General features: G+C 75.3%; 20 protein-coding genes. 9 read left to right on the top strand and 11 right to left on the bottom strand.

Annotated features, from left to right (window positions below):
- Positions 1-5 precede the first annotated feature (5 nt).
- Complete coding sequence (locus tag KPL60_RS05100; RefSeq protein WP_226365072.1) at positions 6-737, bottom strand: MgtC/SapB family protein; 732 nt, start codon at positions 735-737, stop codon at positions 6-8.
- Positions 738-1166: 429 nt separating this feature from the next.
- On the opposite strand from KPL60_RS05100, the gene KPL60_RS05095 reads away from it, so the two are divergent.
- From KPL60_RS05095 to KPL60_RS05070, 7 genes are all read left to right on the top strand, one after another.
- Positions 1167-1529: a helix-turn-helix transcriptional regulator gene (locus KPL60_RS05095; protein WP_226357247.1), complete on the top strand. Its 363-nt coding sequence runs from the start codon at positions 1167-1169 to the stop codon at positions 1527-1529.
- Between the two features lie 41 nt (positions 1530-1570).
- Positions 1571-1699, top strand: a complete 129-nt coding sequence (locus KPL60_RS33555) for a hypothetical protein (protein ID WP_255655316.1) — start codon at positions 1571-1573, stop codon at positions 1697-1699.
- A gap of 80 nt (positions 1700-1779) precedes the next feature.
- Positions 1780-2373, top strand: coding sequence for a class I SAM-dependent methyltransferase (locus KPL60_RS05090; RefSeq protein WP_255655476.1), 594 nt, complete (start codon positions 1780-1782; stop codon positions 2371-2373).
- 4 nt (positions 2374-2377) lie between these two features.
- Entirely contained in the window at positions 2378-3397 is a 1020-nt protein-coding gene (locus KPL60_RS05085; RefSeq protein WP_226365070.1) for a site-specific integrase, read from the top strand.
- A 2-nt stretch (positions 3398-3399) separates the two neighbouring features.
- A complete protein-coding gene (gene pip / locus KPL60_RS05080; RefSeq protein ID WP_226365069.1) occupies positions 3400-4362 on the top strand; it encodes a prolyl aminopeptidase in 963 nt (320 codons plus the stop codon).
- A 666-nt stretch (positions 4363-5028) separates the two neighbouring features.
- The gene (locus tag KPL60_RS05075; RefSeq protein WP_308016742.1) at positions 5029-6078 is read left to right on the top strand and encodes an MsnO8 family LLM class oxidoreductase; all 1050 of its coding nucleotides are present in this window, start codon (positions 5029-5031) and stop codon (positions 6076-6078) included.
- Positions 6079-6151: 73 nt separating this feature from the next.
- Positions 6152-6790 (top strand): class I SAM-dependent methyltransferase, encoded by a 639-nt coding sequence (locus tag KPL60_RS05070; RefSeq protein ID WP_226365068.1) that lies wholly within the window; start codon positions 6152-6154, stop codon positions 6788-6790.
- On the opposite strand, the gene KPL60_RS05065 is transcribed toward KPL60_RS05070, so the two are convergent.
- The 8 genes from KPL60_RS05065 to KPL60_RS05030 form a co-directional block, all read right to left on the bottom strand.
- Entirely contained in the window at positions 6791-7849 is a 1059-nt protein-coding gene (locus KPL60_RS05065; protein WP_226365067.1) for a ferrochelatase, read from the bottom strand.
- A gap of 43 nt (positions 7850-7892) precedes the next feature.
- Positions 7893-8669 (bottom strand): enoyl-ACP reductase FabI, encoded by a 777-nt coding sequence (gene fabI, locus KPL60_RS05060; protein WP_226357253.1) that lies wholly within the window; start codon positions 8667-8669, stop codon positions 7893-7895.
- A gap of 71 nt (positions 8670-8740) precedes the next feature.
- Positions 8741-9451, bottom strand: coding sequence for a 3-oxoacyl-ACP reductase FabG (fabG, locus tag KPL60_RS05055; RefSeq protein ID WP_208820828.1), 711 nt, complete (start codon positions 9449-9451; stop codon positions 8741-8743).
- Positions 9452-9503: 52 nt separating this feature from the next.
- Positions 9504-10493: a VWA domain-containing protein gene (locus KPL60_RS05050; RefSeq protein WP_226357255.1), complete on the bottom strand. Its 990-nt coding sequence runs from the start codon at positions 10491-10493 to the stop codon at positions 9504-9506.
- On the bottom strand, positions 10490-11404 hold the full coding sequence (locus KPL60_RS05045; RefSeq protein ID WP_226365066.1) for a DUF58 domain-containing protein: 915 nt from the start codon (positions 11402-11404) through the stop codon (positions 10490-10492). Before KPL60_RS05045 ends, KPL60_RS05050 begins: the two co-directional genes overlap by 4 nt.
- Positions 11401-12477 carry a MoxR family ATPase gene (locus KPL60_RS05040; RefSeq protein ID WP_226357257.1) on the bottom strand — a complete coding sequence of 359 codons (1077 nt, stop codon included), beginning with the start codon at positions 12475-12477 and terminating at the stop codon, positions 11401-11403. Before KPL60_RS05040 ends, KPL60_RS05045 begins: the two co-directional genes overlap by 4 nt.
- A complete protein-coding gene (locus KPL60_RS05035; RefSeq protein ID WP_226365065.1) occupies positions 12474-12767 on the bottom strand; it encodes a hypothetical protein in 294 nt (97 codons plus the stop codon). Before KPL60_RS05035 ends, KPL60_RS05040 begins: the two co-directional genes overlap by 4 nt.
- 39 nt (positions 12768-12806) lie before the next feature.
- Complete coding sequence (locus KPL60_RS05030; protein WP_208820818.1) at positions 12807-13559, bottom strand: sulfite exporter TauE/SafE family protein; 753 nt, start codon at positions 13557-13559, stop codon at positions 12807-12809.
- 95 nt (positions 13560-13654) lie between these two features.
- On the opposite strand from KPL60_RS05030, the gene KPL60_RS05025 reads away from it, so the two are divergent.
- The gene (locus tag KPL60_RS05025; RefSeq protein ID WP_226365064.1) at positions 13655-14326 is read left to right on the top strand and encodes a TetR/AcrR family transcriptional regulator; all 672 of its coding nucleotides are present in this window, start codon (positions 13655-13657) and stop codon (positions 14324-14326) included.
- On the opposite strand, the gene KPL60_RS05020 is transcribed toward KPL60_RS05025, so the two are convergent.
- On the bottom strand, positions 14327-15937 hold the full coding sequence (locus KPL60_RS05020; protein WP_226365063.1) for an ABC-F family ATP-binding cassette domain-containing protein: 1611 nt from the start codon (positions 15935-15937) through the stop codon (positions 14327-14329).
- Positions 15938-16180: 243 nt separating this feature from the next.
- On the opposite strand from KPL60_RS05020, the gene KPL60_RS05015 reads away from it, so the two are divergent.
- The gene (locus KPL60_RS05015) at positions 16181-16579 is read left to right on the top strand and encodes a VOC family protein (RefSeq protein ID WP_226357261.1); all 399 of its coding nucleotides are present in this window, start codon (positions 16181-16183) and stop codon (positions 16577-16579) included.
- A 7-nt stretch (positions 16580-16586) separates the two neighbouring features.
- On the opposite strand, the gene KPL60_RS05010 is transcribed toward KPL60_RS05015, so the two are convergent.
- The gene (locus tag KPL60_RS05010) at positions 16587-16733 is read right to left on the bottom strand and encodes a hypothetical protein (protein WP_226365062.1); all 147 of its coding nucleotides are present in this window, start codon (positions 16731-16733) and stop codon (positions 16587-16589) included.
- Positions 16734-16739 lie beyond the last annotated feature (6 nt).

Below are 16739 nucleotides of genomic sequence, written 5' to 3'. Positions count from 1 at the left end.
GGGGCTCAGCTCGCCGCGCCGGTGTCGCGGGCCGGGGTCCGCACGTCCCAGCGCACGCTGGTCACCGAGGGCTCGAGCGAGAGCCTGCTGACCGCGGACTCCATCTGGGTGTCGTCGCGGTGGTCGGCGGACAGGTCGGCGCGGACCTCGACATAGCCCTCGGTCGGGGTGTTGCTCGACCGCACCGACGCGAGCCGGAAGTCGGTGCGCCCCAGCGCCTGGACGAGCAGGGCCCGCACGTGGGCCTCGGCGTCGTCGCGGGTCACCGCGTGGAAGCTGTAGACGGTCGGGGTCTCGTCACCGGCCTCGGGACGGCGGTCGATCGCCCTCCCGAGCGGGCGCAGCGCCAGGTTGACCACCACCACGACGGCGGTTCCCGCGGCGGCGACCTGGTAGAGCCCGGCCCCGGACAGTGCACCGACCGCGGCCGAGCACCACAGGGTCGCCGCGGTGTTGAGGCCGCGCACGGTCAGGCCGTCGCGCAGGATCACCCCGGCGCCGAGGAACCCGATCCCGGACACGATCTGGGCCGCCACCCGGGTGGGGTCGGCGCTGCCGGCGTCGGACAGTCCGCCGAACCCGTGCGCCGACAGCAGCACGAACAGCGTGGCGCCCACGGCGACCAGTGCGTTGGTGCGCAGCCCGGCCATCCGTGCCCGGTACTGCCGTTCGAACCCGATCACCGTGCCCAGGCCGACACCGGCTCCCAGACGCAGCAGCATCTCGACGGTCGTCATCGTCGTACTCGCGCTCGTTCGTGCGGAGGTGGACGGCCCGGACCACCTCCGCCGCCGCGCGGCGGGCACCGGCCGCCGGACGGCGGTGGAGCGGGCGCGCGCACGGGAGGGCGCCGGCCGTCAGGGCCGGTGCGCGGGCACCACGGTGTGGGGCGGTCCCGTCGGCGGAGGCGTGGTCGAGGCCTCGGACACCACGTGGACCGCCGGGCTCAGCCCGGTGTCTCCCGGTAGGGCCGGGGACCCACGTGGTCGTACGTACTGTTCCCCTCGTCGGACACCCGGCTCACCTCCCCTGTGGACGTTCCGGACCCGCTGCGTCCCGCGGACCGGCTGCACGACCAGTAGACCGTATCGAGCTGCAACGATCAAACGGTTGTGAGAATGTTTGACCGTCGTCACGTGCGACGACACCGCACGGAAGGAGCCCGGTTGCCCGCCGACCCTCCCCCGCCGGGCCCGGCGGACCCACCGCCCGAGGAGCTGCTGCACGAGACCGCCGCCGCCTTCGGCATGCTCTCGGCCACCGTCCGCCTGCACATCATGTGGCTGCTGGCCTCGGGCGAACGCGACGTCGGGACCCTCGCCGAGGAGCTGGGGCACTCGGTCGCGACGGTCAGCCACCACCTGGGCAAGCTCAAGCTGGCCGGCTGGGTCCGTGCCCGGCGCGAGGGCAGGCGGCAGATCTACCTCGTCGACGACGACGAGGTCGTCGACATCGTCCGGCGCGCCGTGCACCACCAGCACGAGCTCCGCCACACCGCGCGCGCCCGGCGGCGGCGGCGCGGGGCCTGACCGGCGCTAGCCTGGCCGGGAACCGGGCGGGAGGAGCAGCGATGGACAGGACACCGTGGTTCGGGCCGAAGCGGGTCGGGTGGGGACTGCGCCCGCAGACCTGGCAGGGCTGGGTGGTGACCGCGGCGTTCGCCGCGGCACTGCTCGTCGTCGCCGCGGTCGTGCACTGACCGTGCCCCCGGTCCCGCGCCCCGCCGACCTCGACGCCGTCCGCGACTCCTACGACCGCGTCGCCGACAACTACGTCGACATGGTCGTCACCACCGGCCTCGGTGACGTCCGCACCCACCCCTGGCTCCGGGCCGCCATGGACACCTTCGCCGACGCCGTCGCGGGCCGCGGGCCGGTCCTCGACGTCGGCTGCGGGCCGGGGCAGGTCACCGCCCACCTCGTGGAGCGCGGCGTCGACGCGTCCGGGGTGGACCTCTCCCCCGCCATGGTCGCCCACGCCCGGCGGCTGTACCCGCACTGCCGGTTCTCGGTCGGCTCGGCCACCGAGCTCGCGGTCCCCGGCGGCTCGCTCGCCGGGATCCTGGGCTGGTGGTCGCTGTTCCACCTGCCCCGCGACGTCCTGCCGCACGTCCTGGCCTCCTTCACCCGTGCCCTCGCCCCCGGTGGGCGGCTGATCCTGGCGACCCACGTCGGCGACGGCGAGCTCGAACGCACCGAGTGCTACGGCGGCGTGCCCGTCCGCTGGACCACCCACCTGTGGCGGCCCGAGCAGCTGCGCGACCTCCTCGGGCGGGCCGGGCTGCACCCCGAGGCCGAGCTCCTCCTGCACCCCGACGAGCGGACCGGCCCGGGCGTGGTGATCGTGGCGCGGGCGCCGGGACCGGCAGGATGACCCCGTGACCGACCCCGCCCGCACCGGCGTCCCCGGCGCCGAGCTGCTCGCGCCGCAGGTGGACCTCCCGCTGACCGAACAGGAGGCCGCCTACGTCGCGGCCGCCCGGTCGGCCAACACCCGTCGCGGCTACGCGTCGGACTGGCGGGAGTTCAGCGGCTGGTGCGACCGGCACGGGCACGCGGCGCTGCCCGCCGCCCCCGAGGCGCTGTCCGGCTACATCACCGAGCTCGCCGGGGCCGGGGCGAAGGTCGGGACCATCAGCCGCCGGCTGTCCTCGATCCGCTTCGTGCACGTCATGCGTGACCTGCCCGACCCCACCGACGCCCGCCGCGTCACCGCGGTCTGGGAGGGGATCCGCCGCACCCACGGCGCCCCGCCGGTCCAGGCCCGTCCGCTGATGCCCCCCGACCTCGACGACGTCGTCGACGCCTGCCCCACCACCCGCAGCTACGTGACCCGCGCGGGCGAGGACGACCTCGCCGGCCTGCGCGACCGGGCCCTGCTGCTGGTCGGGTTCTTCTCCGCGTTGCGCCGCTCCGAGCTGGCCGCGCTCACCGTCGCCGACGTCGCCGACCACCCGCGCGGCCGCGTCCTGTCGATCCCCCGGTCCAAGACCAACCCCTACGGCACCGAGCCCGAGCTCGTCGTCCTCCCGCACGCGCACCGGGCCGCGCGCTGCCCGGTCACCGCGCTGCGGACCTGGCTCGACGCCGCCGGGATCACCGAGGGCCCGGTGCTGCGCAAGGTCACCCGCGGCAACCGGGTCACCGACCGGCCGCTGCACCCGGAGTCGGTCAACGAGATCGTCCAGCGCGCGGTCGCCCGTGCCGACATCGGCCCCGGCCCCTGGTCGGCGCACTCCCTGCGCGCGGGCCACGTCACCTACGCCCACCAGCGCGGCGCCTCGGACCGGGCCATCGCCCACCAGACCCGGCACCGCTCCCTGGCCACCGTCGGCGCCTACATCCGCATCGACAACGCCTGGGAGGACAACTCCGCCGCCCTGCTGGCAGGTTTGTAGCCGTGCCCCTGTACCCGCCGATCGAGCCCTACGACGCAGGCACCCTCACCACCGTCGACGGCCAGGCCCTGTACTGGGAGACCTGCGGCAACCCCGACGGGCGCCCCGCCCTGGACCTGCACGGTGGACCCGGATCGGGCGCCTCGGCCGGGACACGCCGGTACTACGACCCCGAGCGGTACCGGATCGTGCTGCTCGACCAGCGCGGCTGCGGCCGCAGCAGGCCGCTCGCCTCCGACCCCGCCGTCGACCTGGGGCGCACCCAGACCACACAGCTGCTCCTCGACGACATCGAGCGGCTCCGCGAGCTGCTGGCCGTCCCCTCCTGGGTCGTGCAGGGCGGCTCCTGGGGCAGCACTCTCGCCCTCGCCTACGCCCAGGCCCACCCGGAGCGCGTCGACGCGCTCGTCCTCGCCGCGGTCGTGACGACGACCGAGCGGGAGATCCGCTGGGTCACCGAGGACATGCGCCGGATCTTCCCCGCCGCGTGGGACCGCTTCGCCGACGCCGTGCCCGCCCACCTGCGCGGCACCCGTCTCGTCGACGCCTACGCGACCCTGCTCGCCGACCCCGACCCGGCCGTCCGCGAGGACGCCGCCCGCGAGTGGTGCCGCTGGGAGGACACCCACGTCTCCCTCGCACCGGGCCACCTGCCGAGCCGACGCTACGAGGACCCGGCGTTCCGGCTCGTCTTCGCCCGGCTGGTCACGCACTACTGGCGGCACGCCGCGTTTCCCCCCGACGGCGCCCTGCTCCGCGGCGTGTCCCGGCTCGCCGGGATCCCCGGGACCCTGATCCACGGCCGGTACGACGTCAGCGGACCCCCGGACATCGCCTGGCACCTGCACCGGCGCTGGCCGGGCAGCGAGCTGCGGATCATCGACGACGCCGGGCACGGCGGCGCCGGGGCGTTCACCGACGCCGTCGTCGACGCGCTGGACCGGGCCGCCGAGCGACCCCGCTGACCCGGGGGCGGGCACCGCCCCGCACACCGGTCCCCCGGCCGGCGTCACCGGACCTCCCCGGCCGGCGCCGGTCCCTCAGGGTCCGGGCGGTTCGGTCGTCGTCGTTTCGTCGACGATGTGCTGGCGTCAATGTTTCATTGACTTCGAAGGACCACGACGTGTCGACGAGCCGGGGTGGCCGGCGCCGTCGATCGCACCGGCGGGCCGCTCGTCGGCCGGTGCAGCTCCTGCCGGTGCGGTCGCCCCGGACCTCCCGGCCTGGACCCGATCGGCGCGGGAACCCGTCGACCCCCGGCGGCACGCGACCGTGTCCCGACACCACCGACGTGCGCCGTCGACACCGGACCGGGCCCGGGAGCCGAGGCGCGGCCGGCGCCCCGTCGTCGCACCGGCCCGACCGGACCGCGGAACCGTCCGATGATCCGCACCGGCGGGACCCCACCGGCACCCCGCGCCCGGTGACGGCCGTCCCGGCCCGACCGCGCGAGCCGGCCTCCCCTCCCCCGGCTCCGCGGCCGGCGGGTGTCGCCGCTCGGTTGACCGCGCGTAGGCGTCAATGATTCCTTGACAAGGTGAGTCCCGACGCCACGGCCCCTGCCGCGTTGACCCCCTGCCCGCGGCGGCTCTAGATTCGAACGATCCCGGTGCCGACTCCGTGCACCCCGCCTGTCGCTGGAGTGCACCCTGTCCACGATCCCGCTGTCGTGCCTGGACCTGAACCCGGTCCGGCCCGGCGGAACCGCCACCGACGTCGTCTCCGACGCGGTCGTGCTCGCACGCCACGTCGAGTCGCTCGGCATGTTGCGCTACTGGGTCGGCGAACACCACCTCAACCCGGCACTCGGGTCGACCAGCCCGATGCTGCTGCTCTCGCACCTCGCGGCCCGGACCGACCGCATCCGGCTGGGCGTCGCCGCGACCCTGGTCGCCTACCACCCGCCGCTGCGCATGGCCGAGGACGCGACGCTGCTGTCCGCGCTGTCCGGTGGCCGCACCGACCTCGGGCTGGGCCGGTCGGTCGCCGCCCGCACGCCGCGCACCGTCGGGCTCGACCACGACCGCCCGCACGTCGAGGCCCGGCTGCTCGAACGCGGCCTGGGCACCTTCACCGGGCGCTGCGACCAGCTCCTGCGTCTGCTTGCCGGCAAGGAGCCGGGGCTGCAGGGCACGCCGGTCGACCTGCTCGACGCCGTGACCCCGCAGGTCTGGGTGCATGCGGCGGGCGCGGGCGAGAGCGCCGAGTACGCCGCGCGCAACGGGCTGCCGATGGGCGTCGCCTACTTCTCCCGGCCGACCACCGTGCTCGAGGCGATCGACCTGTACCGCGAGCGGTTCGTACCGGGCCCGTACCGGGACCGCCCGCACGTCGCGATCGCGGTATCGGCGCTGGCCGCGGACACCGAGGACGAGGCCGCCGCGCTGGGCTCCGGCTACGACGTCTGGCTGCGCGGGCTGGCCCTCGACGCCGGCGCGCACCACTATCCCACCGCCGACGAGCGGGCCGGTCTCCCCCCGCTGGACCCGGACGAGCAGGTCGCGCTCGACGACCGCCTGCGGACCCGCGTCGTCGGCCGGGCGGACGCCGTCGCGCGCCGGCTCGCCGCGATCGTCGAGGCCGCGGAGGCCGACGAGCTCGTCGTCGAGACCGTCGCCCCCACCCTGGTGGACCGCCTGCGGTCCTACGAGCTGCTCGCGCGGGCGTGGGCGCGGATCTGACCGCGGCCCACTTGACCTGAACCCGGGTTCATCCCCGACGCTCCCCCGTGTCACCACCGGCGAGGGAGCACTCATGGACACCACACCACCCGTGGCCCGCTTCGAGCAGGCCTACCGCGACGGCGACCCGCCCTGGGTCATCGACGAGCCGCAGCCGGTCGTCGCCGCGCTGGCCCGCGACGGCGCCGTCACCGGGACCGTCCTCGACCCCGGTTGCGGCACCGGCGAGCACACGATCCTGCTCGCCGGGCTGGGGTACGACGTGCTCGGCGCCGACGCCGCCCCGACCGCGGTCCGGCGGGCCCGGGAGCGAGCCGCGGCCGCGGGGGTGGACGCCCGGTTCGTCGTCGCCGACGCGCTCGCCCCGGACGGCCTCGGCCCGTTCGACACGGTGGTGGACAGTGCCCTGTTCCACCTGTTCGACCCCGGTGACCAGGCCCGCTACGCCCGCGCACTGGCCGGGGTGGTGCGTCCCGGCGGCGTGGTGCACGTGCTCGCCCTGGCCCGGACCGGCGCCGCCGCCGAGTTCGGCCCGGTGATCGACGCGGCCGACATCCGGGCCGCGTTCACCGGGCCGGACTGGACGGTGGAGACCGTCGGACCGGCGTCCTACCGGGGGGTCGTGACCGCCGGCCTGGCCGGGTCCTACGGCGAGCCGGCCGGGACCCGGGTCGAGGTCCCCGCCCATCTGGCCCGGGTGCGGCGCCGCTGATCAGCTCGGCCGGGCGGGCCGCCGCTGCGGCACGCAGCAGTCGACCGCGCAGGGCGCCCCGTTGCGGGTGCACCCGGCGGACGGGCCGGTGCCCAGCCGCCGGGCGGGCACGCCGTCGGAGTGCTCCCGCACGAGCTCGACCACCATGTCGGCGAAGCGTGGGTCGGGTCCGGCGGTGGCGGCGCGGGCGAAGCCCATGCCGTGCTCGGCGGCGCGCTCGGCCGCCTCGTTGTCGAGGTCCCACACGACCTCGACGTGGTCGGACACGAACCCGACCGGCGCGACGACGACCGCGGGCACGCCCTTGGCGTGCAGGTCGTCGATGTGGTCGACGATGTCGGGCTCCAGCCACGGCACCTGCGGCGGACCGGAGCGGGACTGCCAGACGACGTCGAACTCGTCGACGCCCACCTCGGCGGCGACCAGCGCCGCGGCCTCGGCGACCTGGCGGGAGTAGCGGTGCCCGCCGTCGGCCGGGGTCCCGGCGGCCGCGTCGGCCGAGGTCGGGATGGAGTGCGCGGTGAACACCAGCCGCGCCGCCTCGCGACGGTCCTCGGGCAGCTGCGCCCACGCGGTCCGCACGGCGTCGGCGTTGGCGCGCACGAAGTCCGGGTGGTCGTAGAAGTGGCGCAGCTTGACCAGCTCGGGGGCCGCGTCACCGACCGCGTCCCGGGCCCGGGAGATGTCCTCGTGGTACTGGCGGCAGGCGGAGTAGCCGCCGTAGGCGCTGGTCGCGAAGACCAGCGCCCGCTCGACGCCGGCCTCGGTCATCTCGCGCACGGTGTCCTCGGCGAAGGGCCGCCAGTTGCGGTTGCCGAAGTACACCGGCAGCTCGGTGCGCGCGGCGATCGCCGCGATCAGCTCGCGGTTGCGGGCGTTGATCGGCGAGACCCCGCCGAAGTGCTGGTAGTGCTCCTCGACGGCGTCGAGGCGCTCCGGCGGGACCCCGCGCCCCCGGGTCACGTTCTCCAGGAACGGGCGGACCTCGTCGGGGGCCTCGGGGCCGCCGAAGCTGAGCACCAGGATGGCATCGGGGTCGGAGCAGGGCTGTTCGGGCACGGTCCCGATTATCGACGCCACCCGGTGCGCGCGCTCCCCGGCCTCACACGCCGACGGCGTGCACCCCGCCGTCGGCCATGATCATCGAACCGGTGGTGGTCGGCATCCAGTCCGACAGCGCGGCGCACACGGTCTTGGCGACCGGCACCGGGTCGTTCATGTCCCAGCCGAGCGGTGCGCGCTTGTCCCACACGTCCTCGAACGCGGAGAAGCCCGGGATCGACTTGGCGGCCATCGTCTTCACCGGGCCGGCGGCGACCAGGTTGACCCGGATGCCGTCGCGGCCCAGGTCGCGGGCCAGGTAGCGGGTGACCGACTCCAGCGCGGACTTCGCGACGCCCATCCAGTCGTAGGCGGGCCACGCCTGCCGGTTGTCGAAGTCCATGCCGACGATCGAGCTGCCCGGGCCGAGCAGCGGCTTGCACGCCATCGCCAGGGACTTCAGCGAGTACGCCGACACCTGGATCGTGGTGGCGACGTCCTCCCACTGCGCGTTGAGGAACGCGCCCTCGCCGAGCGCACCGGCCGGGGCGAACCCGATCGAGTGCAGCACGCCGTCGAGGCGGGGCTCGTCACCCAGGTGCGGGGTGATCCGCTCGACGAGCGAGTCCAGCTGCTCCTGGTCCGAGACGTCCAGCTCGACGACCGGTGCGGGCTTCGGCAGCCGCATCGCGATCCGCTCGACCAGCCGCATCCGGCCGAAACCGGTGAGCACGACCTCCGCGCCCTGCTCCTGGGCGATCTTGGCGGAGTGGAAGGCCAGCGAGGCGTCGGTGATCACACCGGTGATCAGCAGCCGCTTGCCGTCGAGCAGTCCCATGACGTCCTTTCGAGAGTTCTGCGTGGCCGGGCCGGTGGCCACGGTGTCGATGTCCGCTCCGCGGGCGTCGCTCAGTGACCCATGCCCAGGCCGCCGTCGACCGGGACGACCGCCCCGGTGACGTAGCCGGCGCCGGGCGAGGCGAGGAAGGCGACGACCGAGGCGATCTCGCCGGTGTCGGCGTAGCGGGAGAGCGGGATGGTCCCGAGGATCTCCTCGCGCCGCTTCTCGGGCAGCGCGCGGGTCATGTCGGTGTCGACGAACCCGGGGGCGACGACGTTCGCGGTGATGCCGCGGCTGCCCAGCTCGCGGGCGACCGAGCGGGCCAGGCCGACGAGCCCGGACTTCGAGGCGGCGTAGTTGACCTGCCCGGCCGAGCCGGAGAGGCCCACGACCGACGAGACGAAGATCATCCGGCCCTTCTTGGCCTTCAGCATCCCGCGCGAGGCCCGCTTCGCGACCCGGTAGGCCGCGGTGAGGTTGGCGTCGACGACCTTGGTGAAGGACTCCTCGGCCATCCGCATGAGCAGGCCGTCGTCGGTGATGCCGGCGTTGGACACCAGCACCTCGACCGGGCCGTGCGCGGCCTCGACCTCGGTGAACGCGGCGTCGACGGACTCGGCGTCGGTGACGTCGCAGTGCACCGGCAACAGCCCGTCGGGGATGTCGTCCTTCCCGGAGCGGTACGTCACCGCCACCTGGTCGCCCTCGGCCGCGAACGCCTGTGCGATCGCCAGGCCGATGCCGCGGTTTCCTCCGGTCACGAGCACGCTACGTCCCACGGGGGGTGAACCTAACGCACTACCGGCCGGTACCCGCGAGCGGAGATCACCCTCACGGCAGTCGCCTGCCGAGCAGGATGCCAGCACCGAGCCCGCCGATCAGGAGCACGAACCCGCCGATCATCCAGGGCCTGCTCGCGTCGACCTCGCGTTCCTCGTAGCCGAGCTCCTCGGACAGGTCGGAGTAGACCGCGCGCAGCTCGGACTCGGTGGCGGCGGTGAAGAACCGGCCGCCCGAGAGCTGCGCGATGCGCTCCATCGAGGCGTCGTCGACGGCGACGGGGGTGCGCCCGCCGTCGAGCTCGATCGTGCCGTAGCTGGTGCCGAAGGAGATCGTGGACACCGGGATGCCGCGGTTCTTCGCCTCGGCGGCCGCGGTGAACGAGCCGCGCGGTTCCGTCTCCCCGTCCGGCCCCGGCACGGTCTGGGTGCCGTCGGAGAGCAGCACGATCCGCGCCGGTGGCGGCACACCCGCCGCGTCCGGGCCGCCCTGCAGCGAGCGCGAGAAGGTGTCGATCGACTGCATCGCCGTGAAGATCGCCTCGCCGGTCGCGGTGGACTCGGCGAGCTGCAGGTTGTCGACGCCGTTCTTGACCGCGCTGCGGTCGGTCGTGGGCGAGACGAGCACCGCCGCCGTCCCGGCGAAGGACACCAGCCCCAGGTTGACGCCGGGGGTCAGCTGGTCGGCGAACTGCTTGGCCGCGGCCTGCGCGGCGGCCAGCCGGGTCGGGGCGACGTCGGTGGCCTTCATCGACAGCGACACGTCGATCACCAGCATCACCGTGGCCCGGTTGCGCGGCACCTTCGCCATCGCCTGCGGCCCGGCGAGCGCCACGGTGAGCACCGCCAGCGCCGCGATCAGCGCGATCGCCGGGAGGTGCCGCCACCGGCCCGGCCGCTTGGGGGCGACCGACTCCAGCAGCTCCAGGTTGGTGAACCGCACGACGTCGCGACGGCGCCGCCGCAGCAGCCACACGTAGGCCACCGCGAGCGCGGCGACGACGAGCAGCCCGAGCAGCCACCAGGGGGCGGTGAACGTCACGCGAGCCTCCGCGGAGCGGCGGCGTGCTTGCGGGCGACGGCGAACCGCACGATGTCGGCCACCCAGTCGGTGTCGGTGCGCAGGGTCAGGTGCCCGGCCCCGCAGCGGCGCAGCGCGTTGGCCACCCGGTCGCGGTGCTCGGAGGCGGCGGCGGCGAACTCGCGGCGCAGCAGCGGCGTGGTGTCGACCTCGCGCTGGCGCCCGGTCTCGGGGTCGGCGAGCACGACGGTCCCGACGTCGGGCAGCTCCAGCTCCCGCGGGTCGACGACCTCGATCGCGAGCAGCTCGTGGCGGGCCGAGAGCGCCCGCAGCGACCGCTCCCAGGTGGGCTCGCCGAGGAAGTCCGACACCACGACGACCAGCCCGCGCCGGCGCGGCGGGCGGCGCAGCTCGTCGAGCGCACCGGACAGGTCGCCGCGGGTGCCCTCGGGCGCCGGCGGCATCGTCGCGACCCGGCGGACCAGGCCGCGGGCGTGCGCCAGTCCGCCGCGGGCGGGCAGCCGCAGCGTCGACTCCCCGTTCGCGACGACGGCGCCGAGACGGTTCCCGCCGCCGGTCGTCAGCTGGGCGACCGCGGTGAGCCCGGCCAGCGCCAGGTGCCGCTTGTCGGTGCGGGCGGTGCCGTAGTCGATGCTGCGCGACAGGTCCACCACCGCCCAGGTCTCCAGCTCGCGGTCGGCGACGGTCTCGCGCACGTGCGGCGCGGTGGTGCGGGCGGTGACCGACCAGTCCATCCGGCGGACGTCGTCGCCGGGCTGGTAGGGCCGCGCGTCACCGGGCTCGGTGCCGGGCCCGGGCAGCAGGCCGATGTGGTTGCCCTGGAGCAGCCCGTCCAGCCGGCGCCGGACGGTGAGCTCCAGGGTCCGCAGGGATGCCTCGAGCCGGACGAGGTCGGCGGACCCCGCCGTCACGCCGGGCCCTGGCCGGCACCCGGTGCGGGCGGCCACGCCGTCGACGCTCCCTCGGGACCTCCCCCGGGACGGGCGCTGACCTGCGGCAACGGCACGGTCTGCAGGACCCGGGTGACGATGTGGTCGACCGGCACCTGGTCGGCGATCGCGTCGTAGGACAGCACCAGGCGGTGGCGCAGCACGTCCGGGGCGACCTCGAGCACGTCCTGCGGGAGCACGTAGTCCCGGCCGCGGACCAGGGCCAGCGCGCGGGCGGCGGACACGATGCCCAGCGACGCGCGCGGCGAGGCGCCGTAGGCGATCCAGGACGCGACGTCGGACAGGCCGTGCTCGGACGGCAGCCGGGTCGCGACGACCAGCCGCACGACGTAGTCGACCAGGGCGTGGTGCACGAACACGTCCGCCGCGGTGCGCTGCAGCCGGACCAGCTCCTCGGGGGTGAGGATCTGGGAGGGCACCGGCGGGGTGGACCCCATCCGGTAGATGATCTCCCGTTCCTCCTCGACGCCCGGGTACTCGATGATCAGCTTGAACAGGAAGCGGTCGCGCTGCGCCTCGGGCAGCGGGTAGACGCCCTCGTTCTCGATCGGGTTCTGGGTGGCGAGCACGAGGAACGGGTCGGGCATCGGGTGGTCGCGACCGGCGAGGGAGAGCTTGCGCTCGGCCATCACCTCGAGCATCGCCGACTGCACCTTGGCCGGGGCGCGGTTGATCTCGTCGGCGAGCACGAAGTTCGCGACGACCGGACCGAGCTCGACGTCGAACTCCTCGCGGCCCTGCCGGTAGATGCGGGTGCCGAGGATGTCGGCGGGCACCAGGTCGGGGGTGAACTGCAGGCGGGAGAAGCTGCCGCCCACGACCGTCGCGAAGGTCTCCACGGCGAGGGTCTTCGCGACGCCGGGGACGCCCTCCAGCAGCAGGTGCCCCTTCGCGAGGAGCCCCACCAGCATCCGCTCGACGAGGCGGTCCTGGCCGACGATCACCCGCTTCACCTCGAGCACCGCACGCTCGAGCCGCTCGGCGTCGCGGGCGGGGGTGATCGGGTCCGGACCGGTCGAGGCAGTCGTGCTCACGGTCCCATCCCACCGTGTCGGCCGTGTGGATCCGGTGAGGCGTGCGGCTCCGGGCCGCCGGGCCCGCCCGCGGCGGGGTCCTGCGCGGCGAACCGGATCGTCATCGCCAGGTAGTCGCGCAGCGACACGGTCCGCGGCACCGCCCGGTGCCGGGTCCAGACCGTGTTCGCCCGGGCCGGGGTCAGGCCGTGGGCGTGCGCGACGACGGCCCGCGCCTCGGCCGGACCGATCTCACGACCGGCCAGCGCGGCGAGGGCCACGGCCAGCTCGGCGGCGCGGTCGTCGTCCACGACCCCAGGAGAGCAGACACCCCCGACAGTTCCGGGCGCTCACTCCACCAGCAGGAACACGATCGCCGCGACCCCGATCACGACGATCACGGTCCGCAGCACCGCGGGCGGCAGCCTGCGGCCGACCTTCGCGCCGAGCAGCCCGCCGACGATCGAGCTGACCGCGATGATCCCGACGACCGTCCAGTCGACCGGCGCGACGACGGCGTAGATCGCCCCGGCGACGATGTTCACGACCGAGGCGAGGGTGTTCTTGAAGGCGTTGAGCCGCTGGAGCGGGTCCGCGACGAGCAGCCCCATCACCCCGACCAGCATGATCCCCTGGGCGGCGGTGAAGTAGCCGCCGTAGACGCCCACCAGGAACACCAGCACGTAGAGCACCGGCGAGCCGGTCCGGTCCGGACGCGGGCGGTCGCGCAGCCGGCGGGCCAGCAGGGGCTGCACGGCGACCAGGAGCACCGAGGTGCCGACCAGGACCGGCACGATCGTCTCGAACGCGTCCGGCGGCAGCGACAGCAGCAGCGCCGCACCGACCACGGCCCCCAGGAACGACGCGACGCCGTACTTCGCGAGGCGGCGGCCGTGCCCGGCCCACTCCTTGCGGTAGCCGACGGCGCCGGTGATCGAGCCGGTGATCAGGCCGATGGCGTTCGACGTCGTCGCCGTCACCGGGGGGAAACCCAGCGCCACGAGTACCGGGAAGGTCACCAGCGTCCCGGACCCGACGACGGTGTTGATCAACCCCGCCCAGAGCCCGGCCAGCGCGATGACCCCGACCTCCCACAACTCCATCGGGACACCCTACGAACCGCACGCCGCCGCTCCTCCCGGCGCGGTACGCGTAGGGCTTACGCATCGTGCGTAGGGCTGTCTACGAGGTGCGTGGCATGATCGACGCCGTGACCGCCGCCGACGACCCCCGCTGGGCCGCTCCCACGGCCCCGGTGCGCCGGACGCTGGACCGCGGGTCGATCGTCGCCACGGCGCTGCACCTCGCCGACGCCGACGGGCTGGCCGCGGTGTCGATGCCGCGGCTGGCCCGCGAGCTGGGGTCCGCGCCGATGTCGCTGTACCGGCACGTGCCCGGCAAGGACGCGCTGGTCGACCTCGTCCTGGACGTCGCGCTGGGCGAGCCGCCGGACCTGTCGGGCTGCGGGCTGCGGCTGGGCTGCGAGATCTGGGCGACCGCCCTGCGCGATGTGCTCGACGAGCACCCGTGGACCGTCGGGCTGCTCGCCGGTCCCCGCGCCACCGGGCCCGCCGAGTGCGCGTGGTCGGAGGCGCTGCTGGCACACGTCGTCGGGGCGGGGCACCCGCTGCACGCGGCCGTCGAGGTGCTGCACCTGCTGCACGGCTACGTCCGGGGCGCGGCGGCCCTGGCCGGGGACCGCCTGCCCACCCTCGACGACGTCCGCCGCTCCGGCCGGGCGGAGGGGCTGCCGGTGCTGTCCCGGCTGCTCGGCGGCGCCGTCGTGCGCGGGCCCGGCGGCGGCGAGCCGCTGTTCGACTCCGGGCTGCGCCGCACCCTCGACGCCGTCGAGGCCGGGCTCCGGCCCTGATCACCCGGCCGGGCCGAGCTCCAGCCGCGGCCAGTCGGCCAGGTCGCGCAGCAGCTGCCGGTCGTGGGTGGCGACGACGACGGCCGCCGAGGTGTCCCGGACCATCCCGGTGAGCTCGTCCACGAGCCGCGCGGACAGGTGGTTGGTCGGCTCGTCGAGCAGCAGCGTCGTCGGGCGCTCCGCCAGCGCGCGGGCCAGGTCGAGCCGGCGTCGCTGGCCCTCCGACAGCCGGCCCACCGGGGTCCGCAGCGCCGCCGCGTCGAGCAGGCCGTGGGCGCCACCACCGGTGTGCTCCAGCACGGCGCGCGCGGGCCGCCGCGGGTCGAGCACCGCGGTCTCCTGCCCCAGCCGGACGACCCGGGCGCCGCGCGCGGTGCGCACCGTCCCGGCATCCGGAGCGAGCACCCCGGCCAGTACGGCGAGCAGCGTCGACTTCCCGGCCCCGTTCGGCCCGGTCACGAGCAGCCGGTCGCCCGCATCGAGGACCAGGTCGACCGGACCGGCGAGCCGGCCCCGCACGCCGACCCCGTGCGCACGCAGCTGGGGCGCGCCGGGGCGCACGTCGAGGTCGGGCCGGCGCAGCGACGACGGCGGCACCGGTACGTCGATCCGGTGCGCGTCGAGCTCGGCGCGGCGCCGGTGCAGTGCCTGCACCACCCCCGGGGCCCGGGACTGGCGGGCGTGCTTGCCGGTCCCCTTGTCCGGGCGCCAGCCGGTCGAGAGCCGGTCCCGCGCGGTGGCGACGGCGTCGGCGAGGCGACGGTGCTCGGCCTGCTGTTCGGCGTGCTCGGCCTCCCAGGCGGCGCGGGCCCGGTCCCGCGCGGTCCGCCAGCCGTCGTAGCCGCCCGCGGTGAGCCGGGGCGTGCCGTCGCGGCTCGGGTCGAGGTCGCAGAACTCCTCGGCGACGTCGCGCAGCAGGGCCCGGTCGTGGCTGACCACGGCGAGCCCGCCCGGGTGCGCGCGCAGGGTGCGGGTCAGGAAGTCGAGCCCGGCGGCGTCGAGGTGGTTGGTGGGCTCGTCGAGGAGCAGGACGTCGTGGCGGGCACCGAGCAGGCACGCCAGCCGCACGCGGTGGCGCTGCCCCACCGACAACGTCTCCAGTGGCCGGGTGCGGTCGGTGCAGGCGCCGAGCGCGCCGAGGGCGACGTCGACGCGGCGTTCGGCGTCCCAGGCGTCGAGCCGGGTCGCGGTGTCCAGGGCGGCGGCGAACCGGTCGTCGGCGCCGGGCGCGCCGTCGGTGAGCGCCGCGGTCGCCGCGTCGAGCTCGCGCAGCGCCGTCCGCGGGGCGGCGAGGGACTCCGCGGTCAGGGTGCCGACGGTCTCGCCGTCGCGGGCGGGCACCTCCTGGCGCGCCAGGGCGACGGTGCCGGCGCGGTGCACGACCCCGGCGTCCGGGACGAGCAGGCCCGCGAGGACGTGCAGGAGCGTGGACTTGCCGCGCCCGTTCTCGCCGACGACGGCGAGCCGCGAGCGGGCGGAGACGGTCAGCGTCACGCCGGTGAGGACGCGGTGCGACCCGCGGGTGACGACGACGTCCTCGGCACGCACGTGGGCGGCCGCGCCAGCGTCGAGGGCGGGCAGGGGTGAGGACGGTTCGGGGGTGGTGTGCACGAGAGAGCTCCGCGGCATCCGAGATCGGAGCCGGGCAGCACGGGATGCGCCGCCCGGCGGGGACCGGGACGGCGGACGCGCGTGCGACGTCGCGAGGACGAAGGGAGGGGCGCCGCCGTCAGCGGGCGGAGCGGACCTTCTGCGACCAGATGCCTCGTGCCATGGTTCGAGCCTATCCATCGGCAGGTGTCCGTGTCGCCCGGTTTCGGACACGCCCACCCGCCCCGTCCCGCCGGAGGACCGATGCCCGCCCGTGCCCTGCCGTTCCTGACCTTCCAGCCGCCGCGTGGCCCGAGCGCGAGCGAGGCGATGGAGTTCTGGACCTCCCTGTTCGACGACGGCGAGATCGTCTCGGTCACCCACCGCCCCGACGACCCGACCGCGGTGGCGCTGGCCGAGTTCGTCGTCGCCGGGCAGCGCCTGCGGTGCAGCGACAGCCCGCCGGTGCACCAGTGGGACTTCTCCCCCGCCGTCTCGCTGTGGGTGGACTGCGAGTCCGGCGACGAGCAGAAGCGGCTGCTGGCGGCCCTCGCGACCGGTGGGCGGGAGTTCATGCCGCTCGACGACTACGGCTTCGGTCCCTTCGCCTGGGTCGAGGACCGCTTCGGCGTGTCCTGGCAGCTCGCCGCCCCGGCGGCCTGAGCAGCGCTCAGAAGGGCGCTACGACAGCGTCGGCGTCGTGGTCGGCCGCGTCCGGCAGCGGATCGGTGAAGACCCGGTGGTCGAACGGCCGCGTCGTCGCCCGGCGGCCGCACGGTGCCACCCAGGTCAGGCTGCCGTCGGCCCCGGCGAGCACCTGCCA

This window comes from Pseudonocardia sp. ICBG162, from assembly GCF_020496225.1.
GTDB lineage: Bacteria > Actinomycetota > Actinomycetes > Mycobacteriales > Pseudonocardiaceae > Pseudonocardia > Pseudonocardia alni.
This window is presented reverse-complemented; position numbering and strand designations above follow the sequence as displayed.

Excerpts from the sequence above, each read along its gene's own strand:
- KPL60_RS05015 (WP_226357261.1), top strand. The coding sequence starts at position 16,181 with ATGCCCGCCCGTGCCCTGCCGTTCCTGACCTTCCAGCCGCCGCGTGGC.
- KPL60_RS05100 (WP_226365072.1), bottom strand. The coding sequence starts at position 737 with ATGACGACCGTCGAGATGCTGCTGCGTCTGGGAGCCGGTGTCGGCCTG.
- fabI (WP_226357253.1), bottom strand. The coding sequence starts at position 8,669 with ATGGGACTGCTCGACGGCAAGCGGCTGCTGATCACCGGTGTGATCACC.
- KPL60_RS05090 (WP_255655476.1), top strand. The coding sequence starts at position 1,780 with ATGGTCGTCACCACCGGCCTCGGTGACGTCCGCACCCACCCCTGGCTC.
- KPL60_RS05070 (WP_226365068.1), top strand. The coding sequence starts at position 6,152 with ATGGACACCACACCACCCGTGGCCCGCTTCGAGCAGGCCTACCGCGAC.
- KPL60_RS05025 (WP_226365064.1), top strand. The coding sequence starts at position 13,655 with ATGATCGACGCCGTGACCGCCGCCGACGACCCCCGCTGGGCCGCTCCC.
- KPL60_RS33555 (WP_255655316.1), top strand. The coding sequence starts at position 1,571 with ATGGACAGGACACCGTGGTTCGGGCCGAAGCGGGTCGGGTGGGGACTG.
- KPL60_RS05030 (WP_208820818.1), bottom strand. The coding sequence starts at position 13,559 with ATGGAGTTGTGGGAGGTCGGGGTCATCGCGCTGGCCGGGCTCTGGGCG.